This is a genomic window from Streptomyces sp. 17_S59 (genome assembly GCF_056930295.1).
Genome location: NZ_JBXOWD010000001.1, coordinates 5,758,875 through 5,772,309 on the forward strand (window position 1 = coordinate 5,758,875; position 13,435 = coordinate 5,772,309).

A 13,435-nucleotide genomic window follows, 5' to 3' on the forward strand; every position below is an offset into this window, starting at 1 on the left:
CTCGGAGTCAATGGGGTTACTGAAGGGGCCGGTTGGGCGGCGTCGTGAAGTCTACTGAGAGGGCATTTCTCTGATCCCCGGCGCCCTCCGGCTCTCTCGTGGCCGGATGTGAAGACGAGCCAGGGGCGCGGCTGCAGGGCTCAGCCGGTCGGAGTCCGGTACGCGATTTCGATGCCCGCCGAGCGAAGATGTGCCTCGATCAACACGGCCAGTCGGGCCCAGGCCGGCTTCCGGTCTTCTCCGTGGTGGGTGAGCAGCTCGTATCGGACCGTGCCGTCGTCGCGGTCCTGGAGTCCGGTCAGGACGGGCAGCAGGGAGGGATCGGCCAGGAAGTGGTCGGCCAGGGCTGAGGCGAGTTCGTCGATCCGGGGGTCGTCGGGTTCCCAATCGCCGGCGCGCCAGCAGCGTTGGATCAAGGAGACGTACAGGGGGTCGTCGAGGCCGCGCTCGATCCGGGCGAGATAGCCGTCGAAGCCTTCTGGTACCAAGGCCCTGACCAGTACCAGGGCCTCTCGGACCGTGGTCACGTCGTCCGCGGTGTATCCGAGGCCGGGCATCCGGTCCAGGAACGCGCAGGCGCGGTCGGGCAGCAGGGCCCGGTCGCCGTTGGCGAGTCGGCGCAACATGTCGCGCCGTGCGATTAGTTCGTCGATCCGGCTGGTGAGTTGCTGTTCGACGTCGACGAGCGCGGCGGCGAACCGGTCCGGATCGGCGTCCAGTATGGCCGCGATCCCGGCCAGCGGTACGCCTGCGCCGGCCAGCGTCCGGACTTGGATCAGCCGCAGCAGGTCGGCCGATCCGTAGCGTCGGTAGCCGGACCTGTCGCGGCGGGGTTCGTCGATCAGGCCGTGCTGGTGATAGTGCCGGATGGTCTTCACCGTGACGCCGGCGAATGCCGCAGCTTGGCCGATGGTGATGCCGTCTGTCATGTCGTCAGTGGACTCCGTGGGCGTGCGTATCGCAGAACACATTCTTGATGAGCTTCTGCGTCGCCTTCCCGAACTCCGTCTTCGGGTCGATTGCGGCGTCCCCGGTGGTTATCGAAGCGGTCAAGGTCTTCCTGCCGTCGGCCGTGCTGATCATCAGCGCCCCATAGCCCCCCGGGGCACCGCCGTTGTGGTGGACGATGGTGCCGCCGCAGCCCGGGCCCACGTCCTGCACCCACAATCCGAGACCGTAGCCGAGCTTCCCCTGTGGCTTGCGCATCTCGGCCAGCAGCGGGGCCGGCAGGAGCTTGCCGCCCAGCAGCGCGGAGAAGAACGTGTGGAGATCCCGGGTGGTCGAGATCATGTCACCGGCGCCGGCCAGGAGGGAGAGGTTCTGGCGGGTGGCGTCGACCACCTTCCACTGACCTGCGTCCTGGTAGCGGTAGTAGCCGTGGGCGTGCGGCCCGGGGATCCACGTCCGGCTGCCCGGCACAGTGGTGCCCCGCAGTCCGAGCGGCCGCAGGATCCGCCGCTGCATCTCCTCGGCGTACGAGCGGCCGGTGACCTTCTCGATCAGCAGCAAGGCCAGCGTGTAGTTGGTGTTGGAGTAGCTCTGGCCCGTCCCTGGCTCGAACCGCGCCCGCTTGGACAACGCGAACCGCACGAGTTCCTCCGGCCGGTAGGTGCGGAACCGGTTGTCCACCCACTCCTTGTCCGCCGCGGGGATCCCCGGCACGAACGTCCCGTCGTCGTAGTGCTCGCCGCCTGCGTAGTTGAACAACCCGCTGGTGTGCTGCAGCAACATCCGCACCGTGATCCGACGGTCCAGCCCGAGCCGGGGCAGATAGCCGGCCACCGGGGCGTCCAGCCCGATCCTGCCCTCGGCCACCAGTTGCAACATCAGGGTCGCGGTGAAGGTCTTGGTGGTGCTGCCTATCCAGAACCGCCCGTTCGTCGGCGGCTTCGCGGCCTCGCCCAGCTTGCGCACCCCGGCGCTGCCGACCCACTCGCCCCGTTCATCGTGCACGCGCAGCTGCACCCCGGCGAAGCCGGAATCGATGATCTCCTGGAGGGCCTTCTGCAGTTCCGGGTAATCCTGCTCGGCAGCGGCCTTCGGCACGGTCACGCTGCTGTCCGCGGTGGCCACGCCGGGTGCGGCCACCCCGGCCAGCAGTGTGACCGCCACCGCCGTGACCCCCAGTCGCAGGAAGACCAGCGGCATCCGGACCCTGTTGCTCTTGACGGTGTGGAGGGACTCACCCATGGTCATTCCTTGTCTCACGACAGTACGTGTTCGGCGCACCTCGAAAGCACAACGGCGGCTGCCGGCCCCTTCGAGAGCGGCCATGCGACGAGTGTGAGCCCTGCCCCAAGGTCAAGGTCAACTTGCGTCGGCCTTGCCGACGTCGGCTTCTGCTCGCTTGTTCTTCAACCCTGTCGGCGAGTCGTACTTGCACATGGCAGTCCGCGCACAGCAACTCGTTCGGCAAGCTCGGACAGTTCATCACCCCATGCGGTCAGGCACGCGTAGGAGTCGCCCGGGTGATCACGTTTGGGTCGTCGGTCGAGGCCCACGTTCAAGAACACGCTATGGTGACCATCATGCGGTGGGGGGTTTATCCGGTATGGGTCCGGTGCGTGGCGGCAGCCTACGCGATCGGATTCCTTGAAGGGACCGGATGGCATGCGTACTGTCTGGCGGCCGGCGGTCTGCATGCCTACAGCTACGCGCCCATGCCCGTCCAACTGCTCTTCCATGCGCTCCTACTGATGGATCCTCTGGTCGCCCTGTTGAGTATTCGAGCCCGCCCAGGTGGACCACTACTCGCTGCCGTGGTCATGCTCGCGGACCTGGTCGGCAACTGGGTCCTCGAATGGAGGGCCGTATTGGCGCATCCTGCGGCGTTTCTCCGGCCGGTCGGGCTTTTGCCGATCACCCTCTTCGGCATCCTCGTCCTGCTCACTGCTTTTCCGCTGCGCCGAGCCCTGGCATCCGGCGGTGACGATGCCTGCAGAACACCTCAGACCGCGAGCACTGTCACGGACGGCGCGCCGGCCTAGCCCTGCCGCCCTTCCGAGGCGGCTGGATGCTCGGCGCTGACGAGAACATCGCCTGGCTGAAGAGCATGAGCAGCAACGGCGACATCGGCGACCCGGACGACGTCGTGCCGGTCGTCCGCTTCCTGGCTTCGCCCGAGGCGAAATGGATCGCGGCACAGACCGTTTACGTCAACGGCGGCCTCGTCGGCACGGCGAGTTGAACGGCCGCCGTCGGAGCCCGGGTGGCATGCAAGAGGGGCACCGTCGGCGCACGGTGCCCCGGGCTGCGGCTGTCTCGACTACTTGACGGCCGTCAGCCGCCACTTCTGGTTGTCTCCGTTGTTGGAGCCCCAGATGATGACGTTCGTTCCGTTGTCCAGGCCGTTGTCGTAGACGTCCAGGAGCTTGCCGCTGTGGACGTTGGTGAGCGTGTAGACGTCACCGCCGAGCGGGGTCAGCCGCCACTTCTGGCCGGGACGGTCGTCCTTGGCCGTCCACTGGATGACGCTGGCGCCGTTCTCGGTGCTGCCGTCGTGCACGTCCAGGACCTTGCCGCTGCACCGGGCGCGCAGCAGGTAGACGCCCTCCTCGCCGCCGGGCAGGAACTCCCACGCCTGCGCGTCGGTTCCGTTGGCTTCCCACTGGTAGACGTTGCCGCCGTCCTGGGTGCTGGCCCCGGCCACGTCCAGGAGCTTGCCGCTCTTGACGGAGGTCAGGGTGTGGAAGCCGGTGATCGCGGTCATGGGTGTCCTCTCTGGGGAGGGGGCGCCGTCGCCCCCGGAGGCGGACCGTAGCGATGTTGATCGTGATCGTCCACGGGGTGGGTACGGTTACGGCCACGCGCGGGGTGGCTCCCGACCGGCTGCGTCAACCGGGGCGCCGCAGGGATGCGAACCGCTCTGATCCGGCGCGGGCCCTGGGGCACCATCCAGCAGGGTGACCTGGGAGCCACGGAGCTGCCGACGTTCCGCATCGACAGCCTTGCCGAGCTTCCCGAGGAAATCGGCAAGCTCAACGCCGGAGCGTGCTGACGGCAGTCCTGGTTCAATGGGGCTGTGCCCCGTGAGCCCGAGCAATGGCGTCGATCCGGTCGGCGAGATCGAAGTCGGCGTCCGTGAGCTTGTGTCCGGCGTCGTGCGTGGTGATCGAGAAGCGGATGTGATCCCATCGGAGATCGATGTCGGCATGGTGGCCGACGAGTCGTTCGACGTCCGCCACATGAACGATCAGTGCGACACCACCGTGGTAGCGGATCCCGAACGTCTTTGTTATCCGGTCCTGTTCACGCTGCCAACCCGGTGTTCTCCGCAGCCGCTGACTGATCTCTTCGTCCGTCAGTGGTGTGAGTGGAACCTCGGCCACGTCGTCCCCTCTCGGTCACGGATACCAGCACGTCATGCCGCCGGTAGGCCCAGTGTCAGATGATCAGGCTGATGACATGCTGGGCCGCGGCCAGGTCTGCGAGGACCGTCCTCGTGCCGGCAGCACGCAGCTGCTCTTCAGTACTCCGTCCGGTGGCGACCGCTACAACACGCACCCCGGCCGACAGCCCAGCCCGTACATCGGCCGGCGTATCGCCGACGAGGACGGCGTCGGTTGACGGGCAGCCTGCCCGTTGCAGGGCCAATGTCACCAGACAGGCCCGTTCGTCGGCATCCTCGCCGAAGGCGCCGAGCCCAAGGTCCAGATGGTCGTCGAGGCCGAATGCCGCGAGCTTGATCTCGGCCGCGACGCGGATGTTGCCGGTGACCACCGTTTGCGTGACACCGGGAAATTGCCCCAGCCCTTCGAGCACCGCTGGGGCTCCGGGTAGGGCACACCCTCGCTCGCGCAATTCGGCAGCGTGCCGGAGATGTACTTCGGCGAGCGCGTCGGCGAAAGCCTCGAACTCTTCGCGACCGGTGCGCAGTCCGTGCATCTTCGCTGTCTCGCGGAAGATCACTGGTTCGGTCAGTCCGTCGATGCGGGGCTGCCGCTCCAGCTGCATGCCGGTGACTCGCTGAAAGGCCTCGGCGAAGAGCGAGCGCCCCACCCCTCGTGTGTCGATCAGAGTGTGGTCGATGTCCCAGAGGACCAGCTGCGTTGTCATTTCCACCCCGGGCTGGACTGGAGCTTGGGCACCTGACCTCCCGACCCGATTCTCGCCCGGGGCGCACCGCGAGCACGGGGGCCTTTGATCAATGAGGCTGTGCCCCGTGCGCCTGGGCAATGGCGTCGATCCGGTCGGCGAGATCGAAGTCGGCGACCGTGAGTTTGTATCCGGCGTCGTGCGTGGTGATCGAGAAGCGGATGTGGTCCCACCGGAGGTCGATGTCGGCGTGATGACCGATGAGACGTTCGGCGTCCGCGACGTGAACGATCAGTGCGACATCACCGTGGTAGCGGATATCAAACGTCCTTGTGATCCGGTCCTGTTCCCGCAACCCGGTGAACTCCGCAGCCGCTGGCTGATCTCTTCGTTCGTCAGTGGTGTGAGCGGACCCTTGGCCACGTCATCCCCTCTCGCTCACCGGCGCCAGCACCTCGTCGAGGTCCTGCCCGATCGTTGCATCGTGCCACGGTTGCATCACCTGGCGCAGCGCTGCCAGCTCTTGCTACATGCGAACGGACACGGCGTCCGGCGGCACATACTGACCGCCTGCGCACAGGAGGCAGCGGTAGGTGGCCCAGCGCCTGCAAACTGCTCTACCATGCCCAGCGTGATCAGGGCTGTGGTGTTCGACGTCGGCGAGTGCCTTGTGGACGAGACCCGCGAGTACGGGACTTGGGCCGACTGGCTGGGCGTGCCCCGGCACACGTTCGCCGCGATGTTCGGTGCTGTCATTGCACGGGGCCAGGACTACCGGGAAACGTTTCAGGTGTTCCGGCCTGGCTTCGATCTGTACGAGGAACGCGAGAAACGGGCCGCTACGGGGCAGCCGGAATGGTTCGGCGAGGACGACCTCTACCCCGATGTGCGTCCGGCACTGCGTGAGCTGCGGGACGCCGGTCTGTGGCTTGCTATCGCGGGCAACCAGACGGTGCGCGCAGGCAGTCTGCTGCGGGAACTGTTCGCGCAAGACGTCGATCTCATCGGCACGTCCGACGACTGGGGGGCGAGCAAGCCAGACACGGAGTTCTTCGTGCGCGTGGCGGAGGTCGTGCCTTTCGAGGTTCACGAAACGCTGTACGTCGGTGACCGGCTCGACAACGACATCCGGCCCGCTGTCGCCGCAGGGATGCGAACGGCTCTGATCCGACGTGGTCCCTGGGGCACCATCCAGCAGTGCGACCCGGCAGCGACGGAACTGCCGACGTTCCGCATCGACAGCCTTGCCGAGCTTCCCGAGAAGATCGACAAGTTCAACGCCGGAGAGCGCTGACCGTCGTACCCCATCCGTACAGTCGGTCGTCCAGGTCGCGGACGCATCGCTCATGCTGCCATGGGGCGAGCAAGCGTCTGACCTCCCGGACCCGATCCATGCCCGTGGCGTACCAAGTGACCGCAAGCTGGTCGAGGGCACGGATCGCGTATGCGCATGCCTTCTCCGGATGACCGGCGGCGACTTCCACGGCGGCGAGGTCGCCGAGTACGACCGTACGCTGCTTGTCGGACTCCACCGGCAATTCGCCGAGTACGTGGAGGAGCGTTTCACGGGCCTGTGGAAGGTGCCCGGCCTTGAGCTGGGTGTTGCCCTTGAACGCTGCAAGCCTTGTCGCGTCGAACCAGTCCAGCCATGGAGGGGACGGGACGTCGGACCCCGCCGCGATGATGTCCTCGCTGTGGGCGATGAGATTCAGTGCGGTTCGGTGGTTTTCGCAACGTGTCTCGCATTCGGCCTCGACCGCGTCGAGCCAGGCGAGGAACTCGGCCGAGGCGTGGCTGCGACGAGCGTAGGCACGCGCGGCCACCATACGCTCGGCGGCTTCGTCTTGCTGGCCGGCCCAACCGGGGATGAAGGCGGTGTGCGCGAGGATCGCGCTGCCGAGGAGCGGATCATCCGCTTCCCCGGCTGCCTGCAGCGCGCGAAGAAGCGTCTCACCCGCTTGGTCCGGCTGTTGCAGATCGAAGAACTCGATCCGTCCTGCCAGGAGGAACGACTCAGCCAACGAGGCGGCGAGAACGCGGTGGCATCCACCCGTCGTTTCCGGCAGCAGAGCGCAGCCGAGACGGGCGTGCCCCAGCACGGCTGGATGGAGCGTGACGGGAGCGACGCTCCAGTACATCCGCCGGTGGGACCGAGTCACACTGCTGAAGTCACGTCCGACCGTCTCGGGCTGCGGAGAGGCAGCAGCTCGGACAGGAACAGCGGCGAGGCCCACTGCTGCGGCTGTACCCGCGACAAGGCTGCGCCGCACTGGGTCAGGCCGGTCCTCACCCGGCCCCCAAGGCGGCGTGAAGCCGAGTTCCTCAAGACTCTGGCCGAGCAGGTGAGTCAGAACCCTGCCGATGTCGGGCTGCGGCCACGGAGGAGTGGGTGATTCCCAGCGACGGACCTGCCGGACTCCCATCGTCACGCCACGCAGGCCCAGTTGAGGCGCCACGTGCGTGATGGCATCGGCGAGCTGCTGCTGTGACGTATAGCCAGCCGCGAGGCGTGCGGCCTTGAGTCGTGTGTTTCCAGCCGACCGTGACATGAATGCCTCCCACGGGACATGGTGGCGAGGTTCCAACCGTACGCTGCTGCACGGGCGTTGTTCACTCCTTTGGTGCATCGGACGCCCTATCGAGGTCCTTTTGACGCCCCATTGAAGTCCTCGTAGCGGCACCCCATGAGGGCGAAGCTGGGAGAGATGGCCTCTTGGCCGATCCGCCCGGCGACAACCTGGAGCCCGCAATGCACACGCTCTCCGCCCAATGGCTGGTCTCCCGCCAACTCCACCCCCGCGACGCGAAGGAAGCCTGGATGCGGGACGAGCCCGCAATGATCCGCATGGGCATCCACGTGGAAGCAGTCCGCCTGCCCGCGGACACCGTGTATGAACTCGCCGGTGGCGACAGTCGCGAGTCCGTCGAGTGCGTCTTCCGCCAGGCCGGCATCGACGAGGCCGTCATCGCCGACCCGTACCGCCGTCGGTACTTTGCGCTCGTGCCGCCCGGTACCGTTGCCGCATGGGACGAGCCCGGCTTCGAAGGTCTCGGTCCCGGCCACTACCGTCCCTGCGCCGCACCGTGCCGACCCGCCCGGCACGTACTGGGTCCTCACGCCGCCCGAGGGCGAACAGGGTCTCTGTGACCCGGGCAGGCTGCGGGCGTTCGTCGCCGCGGCCCGGCGGTCGGCCGATCACGTGTCGATCGACTGGCGCCTCCGCACGCCAACCGCCCGTCATCTCGATTCGTGATCGGTCCCATCGCGAATTGCTTCTGGGACCCGCGGCCGCCGCCCGCTGAGATGGAGTCATGCGAGTCACGCGGTGAGCAGCCCGGAACGGCCGGGAACCGCCGCTGTCGAAGAGGAGAGCGTCATGCCCATCGTCACCGTTCAGCAGGGCCCCCGCAGCGTCGAGCTGAAGCGCGAGCTGGTCAAGCAGATCACCGACTCGTTCGTCGACACCCTCGGGGTCCCGGCCGAGAGCGTGCAGGTCTGGATCCACGAGGTGCCCGCCGACAGCTGGGGCGCGGCCGGGAAGCTCACCGCCGACAAGTAACGGGCGAGCCGGGCCACCCGGCCCGGCCCCCGGCGGGGTGGTCAGCCGCAGTCGGGCGTCATCGACGCGACCGGCGCGCCGGTCAGTTCCTTGTCGCCGAAGCCGACGATCTCCTGCTCGTCGCCCGCGAAGTGCGCCTTGTCGTTGAGCCGCACGATGCAGCCGAAGGAGTCGGGGATCGGGTTGTGCGCCGACAGCGGTCGGAGCGGCGGCTCGAGGGCGTCGACCTCGGGGAAGCTGAAGCCGGTCCGGGTGACCTTCACGTCGAGGCGGTAGAGCACCTTCCCGGTCTGGTGCGGGCCGCTGAACAGGCAGAAGTCGCCCTTCCGGCACTTCACCGCAGAGGTGTCGGAGGCCGACGCCGCGGGTGCCACGGAGGCCGAGAGACCGACGACGGTCAGAGCGGCCAGACCGAGGCGTAAGGCGCGTTGCGACACGAAGACTCCTTGAATGGATGAATGATTGATTCCGACCTTGCGCCGGGAGTCTCGCAGAACCCCGGGCCGGGTCGTGACCAGGTCGGCAGGGGGTGATCGATTGTCGGCCACGGCGGTACGCAGGGGCCTCGGAGGCCCGGTCCGCTACGCCTGTACGCCGCTCACGAGGCTGAAGTCCACCGGCCTGCCGATGGTTGCGATGCGCCAGGCCGCCAGCTCCTGATAGGCGTCCGAGCCGTACCAGCCGCGGGCCGCTTCCTCGGACGGGAACTCCAGGATCGCCGTCTTCGTGAACTCCCTGGCACCCTCCAGCCGTTGCGGCGCATCGAAGGCCAGCAGGCGGCCGCGGAAAGGCTCCAGGGTCTGGCCCACGTTGGCCAGGTAGTGCCCGAGGTCGCTGTCGGGGGTGTCGTCGGTCCGGGTGATGACCACGTAGTGCAGAGGCAGAGGCAGAGGCAGAGACATGAGCTGAGCTAACCCTTCGATGGAGAATGTTTTGACGTCGAAATGAGTGCGCCGAAGTGAACGCTAGGTCCGCCCGGTGTCGATGTCAAACAGTTCGATGTCGAAGCTTTGTTAGAGTGGCGGCGTGAACGACGCAGACGCAGTGGACGAGATCGTCGAGCGATGGGGTGCCGTCCGGCCCGACCTGGACACCTCGCCCATCGGCGTAGTGCTTCGGATCTTCCGTGCCTCCCGGCTGCTGGAACAGGGCATCAAGGACTACTTCGCGGCCCACGGCCTGGAGTCCTGGGAGTACGACGTGCTCGCGACCCTGCTGCGGGCCGGCGACAGCAGCACCCTGCGGATGAGCGACCTGGCCGGGGCGGCGATGATCTCCCCGGGTGCGCTGACCAACCGGATCGACCGCCTCGTCGCCAAGGGGCTGGTCACCCGTGCCACCGACCCCGGCAACCGGCGCCTCGTCCGCACCACCCTCACCGCCGAGGGCCGCCGCCTGGCCGACGGCCTCATCGAGGGTCATCTCGCCAACGAACTCAGCCTCATCGAGGGGCTGAGCCCGGACGAGCGCGCCCTTCTCGGAACCCTGTTGCGCAAACTTCTGCTATCTCTCGACGACCGGCCCTGAAGTTCTTCCCGGGGTCCGACCGCCGCACCCGGCACCCCCGAGCGGATGGTTGATCTGCACATGGTCAAATGTGCGAACCGTTCAACCGATGCCGCCGCCCCCAGAGAGTCACCTTGCTGCCTTCCAGATCCGGCCGGACCCGGCCCCGGGCCCGCCACCTCGCCATCGTCCTCTGCATGGCCGCCTGCGGTACGACCGCCACCGCCACCGTGGCCGCCGCCGAACCCTCGCCCAAGGGCGACGGCGCCCGCGCCGCCGCGAAGTACTGGACCGCCGAGCGCCTGGCCGCCGCCCAGCCGGTCGAGGCCGGGCACGCCCAGGCGCCCATCGGGAAGCCGCGGGGCGGGCTCGCCGGGGCGCCCCGTGTCGGCGTCGCCGCCCCCGCTCCGGCCGGGACGCCCCAGGGCGCCTACGGCGACGGCATTCCCATGGTCGGGACGTTCTTCAGCAGCGGCGGCCAGTTCGGCGCCACCTACTGCACCGCCAGTGTCGTGCACAGTGCCGGGCGCAACCTCGTGCTCACCGCCGGGCACTGCGGCAAGGCCATGGCCCGCGGCGGGCAGCGCATCTTCGTGCCCCAGTACGTCAAGGGCAAGGACGCCGCCCACCAGCCCTACGGCGTCTTCCCCGTGGACAAGGTGTTCACCGACCCCCGCTACACCGCCAACAGCACCGGCCCCGACGGCAACCTGGACTTCGCCTTCGCCCGCCTCGCTCCCGACACCCAGGGCGCGAACGTCGAGGACCGCACCGGCGCCCTCCGGCTGACCCCCACGCCCCGCTGGGCCGACACCGTCACCGTCGTCGGCTACCCCATCTCGCACAATCCCGGGCAGAAGGCCATCAGCTGTACCGTGCCCACCACGCGGCTCGCGGGCTTCCGCCAGCTGCAGATGCTGTGCGGCGGCTACTACAGCGGAGTCTCCGGCAGTCCCTGGATCGCCAACTACGACGCCAAGTCCCGCACCGGGGACGTCATCGGCAACATAGGCGGCTTCCACGGCGGCGGGGACCTGGGCAACGACGACTGGGTGAGCTACTCGCCCGTCTACGACGGCGAGATCCAGGCCCTCTACCAGGACGCCGTCGCCGGCCGCACGCCCGTACGCACCACCCCGTACCAGCCCCCCGCCGACACCCCTCGCCTGCCCGGCACCCCGGCGGACTGGCAGGGCGTCCGGCACGTCGCCACCGGCGAGTACACCGGAGACGGGCGGGACGATCTCCTGACCGTCGGCGCCGACGGCACCGTGACCGTCTACCCGGGCGACGGCAAGGGCGGCTTCGGCGCCCCGGCGCAACTGGCCCGGAAGGGCAGCTTCTGGACCCACGCCGAGGCCGTCACCGGGGGTGACTTCACCGGCACCGGCCGCTCGGACCTGTTGGTGCGCTGGGACACCGGCAAGCTCAGCCTCTTCTCCGGCGTCGACGGCACGGCGGGCTTCGGCAAGGAGTACACGCTCGCCGGATCCGGCTCGATCTGGAAGCATGCCACCCAGATCACGGCGGGCGGCTTCAACTCCAGTGACAAGGCCGCCGACCTCGTCGTCCGCTGGTCCGACGGCGAGCTGTCCCTCTACAGCGGCGTGACCGCCAACAGCACCGGCAAGGAGACCCGGCTGGCCCCGTCCGGATCGGCGGCCTGGAAGGGCACCGTCGCCCTCGCGGGCGCCCGGTACGCCGGGCAGCCGCGTGCCGGTCTGCTGGTCCGCCAGGCCGACGGCTCGCTGGACTCCTGGAGTGTGACGAGCGCCGGTCTGGGCACCCGTAGCCGCCTCCAAGGCCCCAACCCCGCCTGGGGCCGGCCCTCCGCCATGGCCGCCGGCGACTTCAGCGCGAGCGGGCGGCCGGACGACCTGCTGGTGCGCTGGTCCGACGGGGAGACCTCGCTCTACGAGGGCACGACCGCCGATGCCCTCGGCGCCTGGACCCCGCTGGTCCAGTCGGCCAACTGACTGCAGGCCGCGGCCCGTCGAGGCCCCGGTCGGCGTCCGTCGTGGGCGGCAACGAACCCCGTTGCCGCCCACGACGCGTTTCATGCCGTTGTTACCCGCCCAGGGTGGTCACCCGTACGAGCTATGGCATGCTGGGTGGCCGAAGGTGCCGTTCCGGCCCGCTGCGGCTTGCCCGCCGTCCGGCACCCGCGCTGTCCGTACGAGCGAGGAGGTGATCGGGATGACCAGTCGGAGTCCCGAGGGAAGTCCTCGCCTCAGCGCACTCGCCTCGCTCTGAGTTCCTGAGCAGCCGACGCAGCCGGGCCGTGACGCCCGTGGCGCTGTCGCGCGCATTTCCCTGAGCCGGCCGTGTTTCCCGGCCTTATTCAGCATTCAGTTTTCAGTCTTCACCGGGCTGCCCTTGGGGCCTCTTCGCGCCCCGTGACGGTCGCGCCCGTACAGGCCTCACGCAGTCGGCCGCCCCCGGCCCGTCCGCCGGTTCAGCACGTGGCGGTGACCCGCCGATAAGAGAGCGACTGCAGAGACGGAGGAGAGCGGACCATGGCATACGTCAACGAGTGGCACCTGGCGGCCAACATCGGCGCCGGACTGGGATTCGGCGCGGTCATCGGCCTGGAGCGCCAGTGGCGGGCCCGGATGGCGGGACTCCGTACGAACGCGCTCGTCGCGGCCGGGTCCGCCCTCTTCGTCCTGCTGTCGACGTACGGCTTCAGCAGCGCGACCAGTACCACCGGCTACGACGGCTCGCGCGTCGCCGCGCAGATCGTCTCCGGCATCGGTTTCCTCGGCGCGGGCGTCATCATGCGCGACGGGCTGAGCGTCCGCGGTCTCAACACCGCAGCCACGCTGTGGTGTTCGGCGGCCGTGGGTGCCCTCGCGGGCACGGGCCTGTACGTGCTCGCCGGGCTGGGCACCATCGGGGTGGTCGGCGCCAACACGCTGCTGCGGCCGCTGGCCCGGGGCCTGGACCGGGGGCCGCACGGTGGTGTCGAGGTGTCCACGGACTACCACTTCGAGGTGGTGTGCACGGAGCCGGAGGAGGCCCACGTCCGCACCCTCGTCGTCCAGGCCGTGGGCCGCCCCGGCTTCCGGCTGCGCTCGGTGCACAGCCGCGACGCGGACACGCCGGGCAAGGTGACCGTCGCGGCCGAGCTGACCACGGAGCGGCGGGACGACAGCCTCCTGGAGGAGGCAGTGAGCCGGCTCTCCCTGGAGCCCGCCGTCTCCGCGGTGAGCTGGACGGTGCTGCGCGGCCCGGACGACGATGACGACAACGGCACGCCGGGCAACGGCTACGGCGGGGGACGCCAGGGCCGTCGCCGGGTGCGGAACCTGTTCACCCGGTGGTGAGGGGCGGGG

At 68.7% G+C, this 13,435-nt stretch carries 17 protein-coding genes and 1 pseudogene; 9 read left to right on the top strand and 9 right to left on the bottom strand.

Going from position 1 to position 13,435, the window contains the following annotated elements; genetic code table 11:
* Nucleotides 1-140 precede the first annotated feature (140 nt).
* Both AC1Z4A_RS26185 and AC1Z4A_RS26190 read right to left on the bottom strand, forming a co-directional pair.
* Nucleotides 141-929 carry a MerR family transcriptional regulator gene (locus tag AC1Z4A_RS26185; protein WP_483682320.1) on the bottom strand — a complete coding sequence of 263 codons (789 nt, stop codon included), beginning with the start codon at nucleotides 927-929 and terminating at the stop codon, nucleotides 141-143.
* Nucleotides 930-933: 4 nt separating this feature from the next.
* Nucleotides 934-2,190 carry a serine hydrolase domain-containing protein gene (locus tag AC1Z4A_RS26190; RefSeq protein WP_483682321.1) on the bottom strand — a complete coding sequence of 419 codons (1,257 nt, stop codon included), beginning with the start codon at nucleotides 2,188-2,190 and terminating at the stop codon, nucleotides 934-936.
* A 326-nt stretch (nucleotides 2,191-2,516) separates the two neighbouring features.
* Between AC1Z4A_RS26190 and AC1Z4A_RS26195 the strand changes: the two genes are divergently transcribed.
* Both AC1Z4A_RS26195 and AC1Z4A_RS26200 read left to right on the top strand, forming a co-directional pair.
* A complete protein-coding gene (locus tag AC1Z4A_RS26195) occupies nucleotides 2,517-2,987 on the top strand; it encodes a hypothetical protein (RefSeq protein WP_483682322.1) in 471 nt (156 codons plus the stop codon).
* A 26-nt stretch (nucleotides 2,988-3,013) separates the two neighbouring features.
* Nucleotides 3,014-3,187, top strand: a complete 174-nt coding sequence (locus tag AC1Z4A_RS26200) for an SDR family oxidoreductase (protein ID WP_483682323.1) — start codon at nucleotides 3,014-3,016, stop codon at nucleotides 3,185-3,187.
* A gap of 78 nt (nucleotides 3,188-3,265) precedes the next feature.
* On the opposite strand, the gene AC1Z4A_RS26205 is transcribed toward AC1Z4A_RS26200, so the two are convergent.
* Nucleotides 3,266-3,709 (bottom strand): RICIN domain-containing protein, encoded by a 444-nt coding sequence (locus tag AC1Z4A_RS26205; RefSeq protein WP_483682324.1) that lies wholly within the window; start codon nucleotides 3,707-3,709, stop codon nucleotides 3,266-3,268.
* A gap of 144 nt (nucleotides 3,710-3,853) precedes the next feature.
* Here AC1Z4A_RS26205 and AC1Z4A_RS26210 point away from each other — a divergent pair, with 144 nt between their 5' ends.
* The gene (locus AC1Z4A_RS26210) at nucleotides 3,854-3,997 is read left to right on the top strand and encodes a hypothetical protein (RefSeq protein WP_483682325.1); all 144 of its coding nucleotides are present in this window, start codon (nucleotides 3,854-3,856) and stop codon (nucleotides 3,995-3,997) included.
* Between the two features lie 13 nt (nucleotides 3,998-4,010).
* Here the strand turns inward: AC1Z4A_RS26210 and AC1Z4A_RS26215 are convergent, their stop codons facing one another.
* The 3 genes and pseudogenes from AC1Z4A_RS26215 to AC1Z4A_RS26225 form a co-directional block, all read right to left on the bottom strand.
* Nucleotides 4,011-4,328 (bottom strand): 4a-hydroxytetrahydrobiopterin dehydratase, encoded by a 318-nt coding sequence (locus tag AC1Z4A_RS26215; protein WP_483682326.1) that lies wholly within the window; start codon nucleotides 4,326-4,328, stop codon nucleotides 4,011-4,013.
* 55 nt (nucleotides 4,329-4,383) lie between these two features.
* Nucleotides 4,384-5,055 (bottom strand): HAD family hydrolase, encoded by a 672-nt coding sequence (locus AC1Z4A_RS26220; protein WP_483682327.1) that lies wholly within the window; start codon nucleotides 5,053-5,055, stop codon nucleotides 4,384-4,386.
* Between the two features lie 88 nt (nucleotides 5,056-5,143).
* Nucleotides 5,144-5,457: pseudogene (locus AC1Z4A_RS26225) on the bottom strand (4a-hydroxytetrahydrobiopterin dehydratase).
* Nucleotides 5,458-5,656: 199 nt separating this feature from the next.
* Between AC1Z4A_RS26225 and AC1Z4A_RS26230 the strand changes: the two are divergent.
* Entirely contained in the window at nucleotides 5,657-6,328 is a 672-nt protein-coding gene (locus tag AC1Z4A_RS26230) for an HAD family hydrolase (protein ID WP_483682328.1), read from the top strand.
* On the opposite strand, the gene AC1Z4A_RS26235 is transcribed toward AC1Z4A_RS26230, so the two are convergent.
* A complete protein-coding gene (locus AC1Z4A_RS26235) occupies nucleotides 6,309-7,583 on the bottom strand; it encodes an NsdA family TPR-like regulatory protein (protein ID WP_483682329.1) in 1,275 nt (424 codons plus the stop codon). The genes AC1Z4A_RS26230 and AC1Z4A_RS26235 overlap by 20 nt on opposite strands.
* Before the next feature lie 164 nt (nucleotides 7,584-7,747).
* Here AC1Z4A_RS26235 and AC1Z4A_RS26240 point away from each other — a divergent pair, with 164 nt between their 5' ends.
* Together AC1Z4A_RS26240 and dmpI are read left to right on the top strand one after the other, a co-directional pair.
* Nucleotides 7,748-8,182 (top strand): hypothetical protein, encoded by a 435-nt coding sequence (locus AC1Z4A_RS26240; RefSeq protein ID WP_483682330.1) that lies wholly within the window; start codon nucleotides 7,748-7,750, stop codon nucleotides 8,180-8,182.
* Nucleotides 8,183-8,411: 229 nt separating this feature from the next.
* Nucleotides 8,412-8,594 (top strand): 4-oxalocrotonate tautomerase DmpI, encoded by a 183-nt coding sequence (gene dmpI / locus AC1Z4A_RS26245; protein WP_483682331.1) that lies wholly within the window; start codon nucleotides 8,412-8,414, stop codon nucleotides 8,592-8,594.
* Between the two features lie 41 nt (nucleotides 8,595-8,635).
* On the opposite strand, the gene AC1Z4A_RS26250 is transcribed toward dmpI, so the two are convergent.
* On the bottom strand, nucleotides 8,636-9,031 hold the full coding sequence (locus AC1Z4A_RS26250; RefSeq protein WP_483682332.1) for a hypothetical protein: 396 nt from the start codon (nucleotides 9,029-9,031) through the stop codon (nucleotides 8,636-8,638).
* A gap of 144 nt (nucleotides 9,032-9,175) precedes the next feature.
* Nucleotides 9,176-9,496 (bottom strand): DUF1330 domain-containing protein, encoded by a 321-nt coding sequence (locus AC1Z4A_RS26255; protein ID WP_483682333.1) that lies wholly within the window; start codon nucleotides 9,494-9,496, stop codon nucleotides 9,176-9,178.
* Between the two features lie 124 nt (nucleotides 9,497-9,620).
* Here AC1Z4A_RS26255 and AC1Z4A_RS26260 point away from each other — a divergent pair, with 124 nt between their 5' ends.
* The 3 genes from AC1Z4A_RS26260 to AC1Z4A_RS26270 all read left to right on the top strand — a co-directional run bounded on the left by AC1Z4A_RS26260 (nucleotide 9,621) and on the right by AC1Z4A_RS26270 (nucleotide 13,426).
* Nucleotides 9,621-10,121 (top strand): MarR family winged helix-turn-helix transcriptional regulator, encoded by a 501-nt coding sequence (locus AC1Z4A_RS26260; RefSeq protein WP_483682334.1) that lies wholly within the window; start codon nucleotides 9,621-9,623, stop codon nucleotides 10,119-10,121.
* A gap of 113 nt (nucleotides 10,122-10,234) precedes the next feature.
* On the top strand, nucleotides 10,235-12,076 hold the full coding sequence (locus AC1Z4A_RS26265) for a trypsin-like serine protease (RefSeq protein ID WP_483682335.1): 1,842 nt from the start codon (nucleotides 10,235-10,237) through the stop codon (nucleotides 12,074-12,076).
* Nucleotides 12,077-12,616: 540 nt separating this feature from the next.
* The gene (locus AC1Z4A_RS26270) at nucleotides 12,617-13,426 is read left to right on the top strand and encodes an MgtC/SapB family protein (RefSeq protein WP_483682336.1); all 810 of its coding nucleotides are present in this window, start codon (nucleotides 12,617-12,619) and stop codon (nucleotides 13,424-13,426) included.
* Nucleotides 13,427-13,435 lie beyond the last annotated feature (9 nt).

Coding starts and splice junctions, on each gene's coding strand:
- AC1Z4A_RS26255 (WP_483682333.1), bottom strand. CDS start 9,496: ATGTCTCTGCCTCTGCCTCTGCCTCTGCACTACGTGGTCATCACCCGG.
- AC1Z4A_RS26270 (WP_483682336.1), top strand. CDS start 12,617: ATGGCATACGTCAACGAGTGGCACCTGGCGGCCAACATCGGCGCCGGA.
- AC1Z4A_RS26235 (WP_483682329.1), bottom strand. CDS start 7,583: ATGTCACGGTCGGCTGGAAACACACGACTCAAGGCCGCACGCCTCGCG.
- AC1Z4A_RS26195 (WP_483682322.1), top strand. CDS start 2,517: ATGGTGACCATCATGCGGTGGGGGGTTTATCCGGTATGGGTCCGGTGC.
- AC1Z4A_RS26230 (WP_483682328.1), top strand. CDS start 5,657: ATGCCCAGCGTGATCAGGGCTGTGGTGTTCGACGTCGGCGAGTGCCTT.
- AC1Z4A_RS26185 (WP_483682320.1), bottom strand. CDS start 929: ATGACAGACGGCATCACCATCGGCCAAGCTGCGGCATTCGCCGGCGTC.
- AC1Z4A_RS26210 (WP_483682325.1), top strand. CDS start 3,854: ATGCGAACCGCTCTGATCCGGCGCGGGCCCTGGGGCACCATCCAGCAG.
- dmpI (WP_483682331.1), top strand. CDS start 8,412: ATGCCCATCGTCACCGTTCAGCAGGGCCCCCGCAGCGTCGAGCTGAAG.
- AC1Z4A_RS26190 (WP_483682321.1), bottom strand. CDS start 2,190: ATGGGTGAGTCCCTCCACACCGTCAAGAGCAACAGGGTCCGGATGCCG.
- AC1Z4A_RS26200 (WP_483682323.1), top strand. CDS start 3,014: ATGCTCGGCGCTGACGAGAACATCGCCTGGCTGAAGAGCATGAGCAGC.
- AC1Z4A_RS26205 (WP_483682324.1), bottom strand. CDS start 3,709: ATGACCGCGATCACCGGCTTCCACACCCTGACCTCCGTCAAGAGCGGC.
- AC1Z4A_RS26220 (WP_483682327.1), bottom strand. CDS start 5,055: ATGACAACGCAGCTGGTCCTCTGGGACATCGACCACACTCTGATCGAC.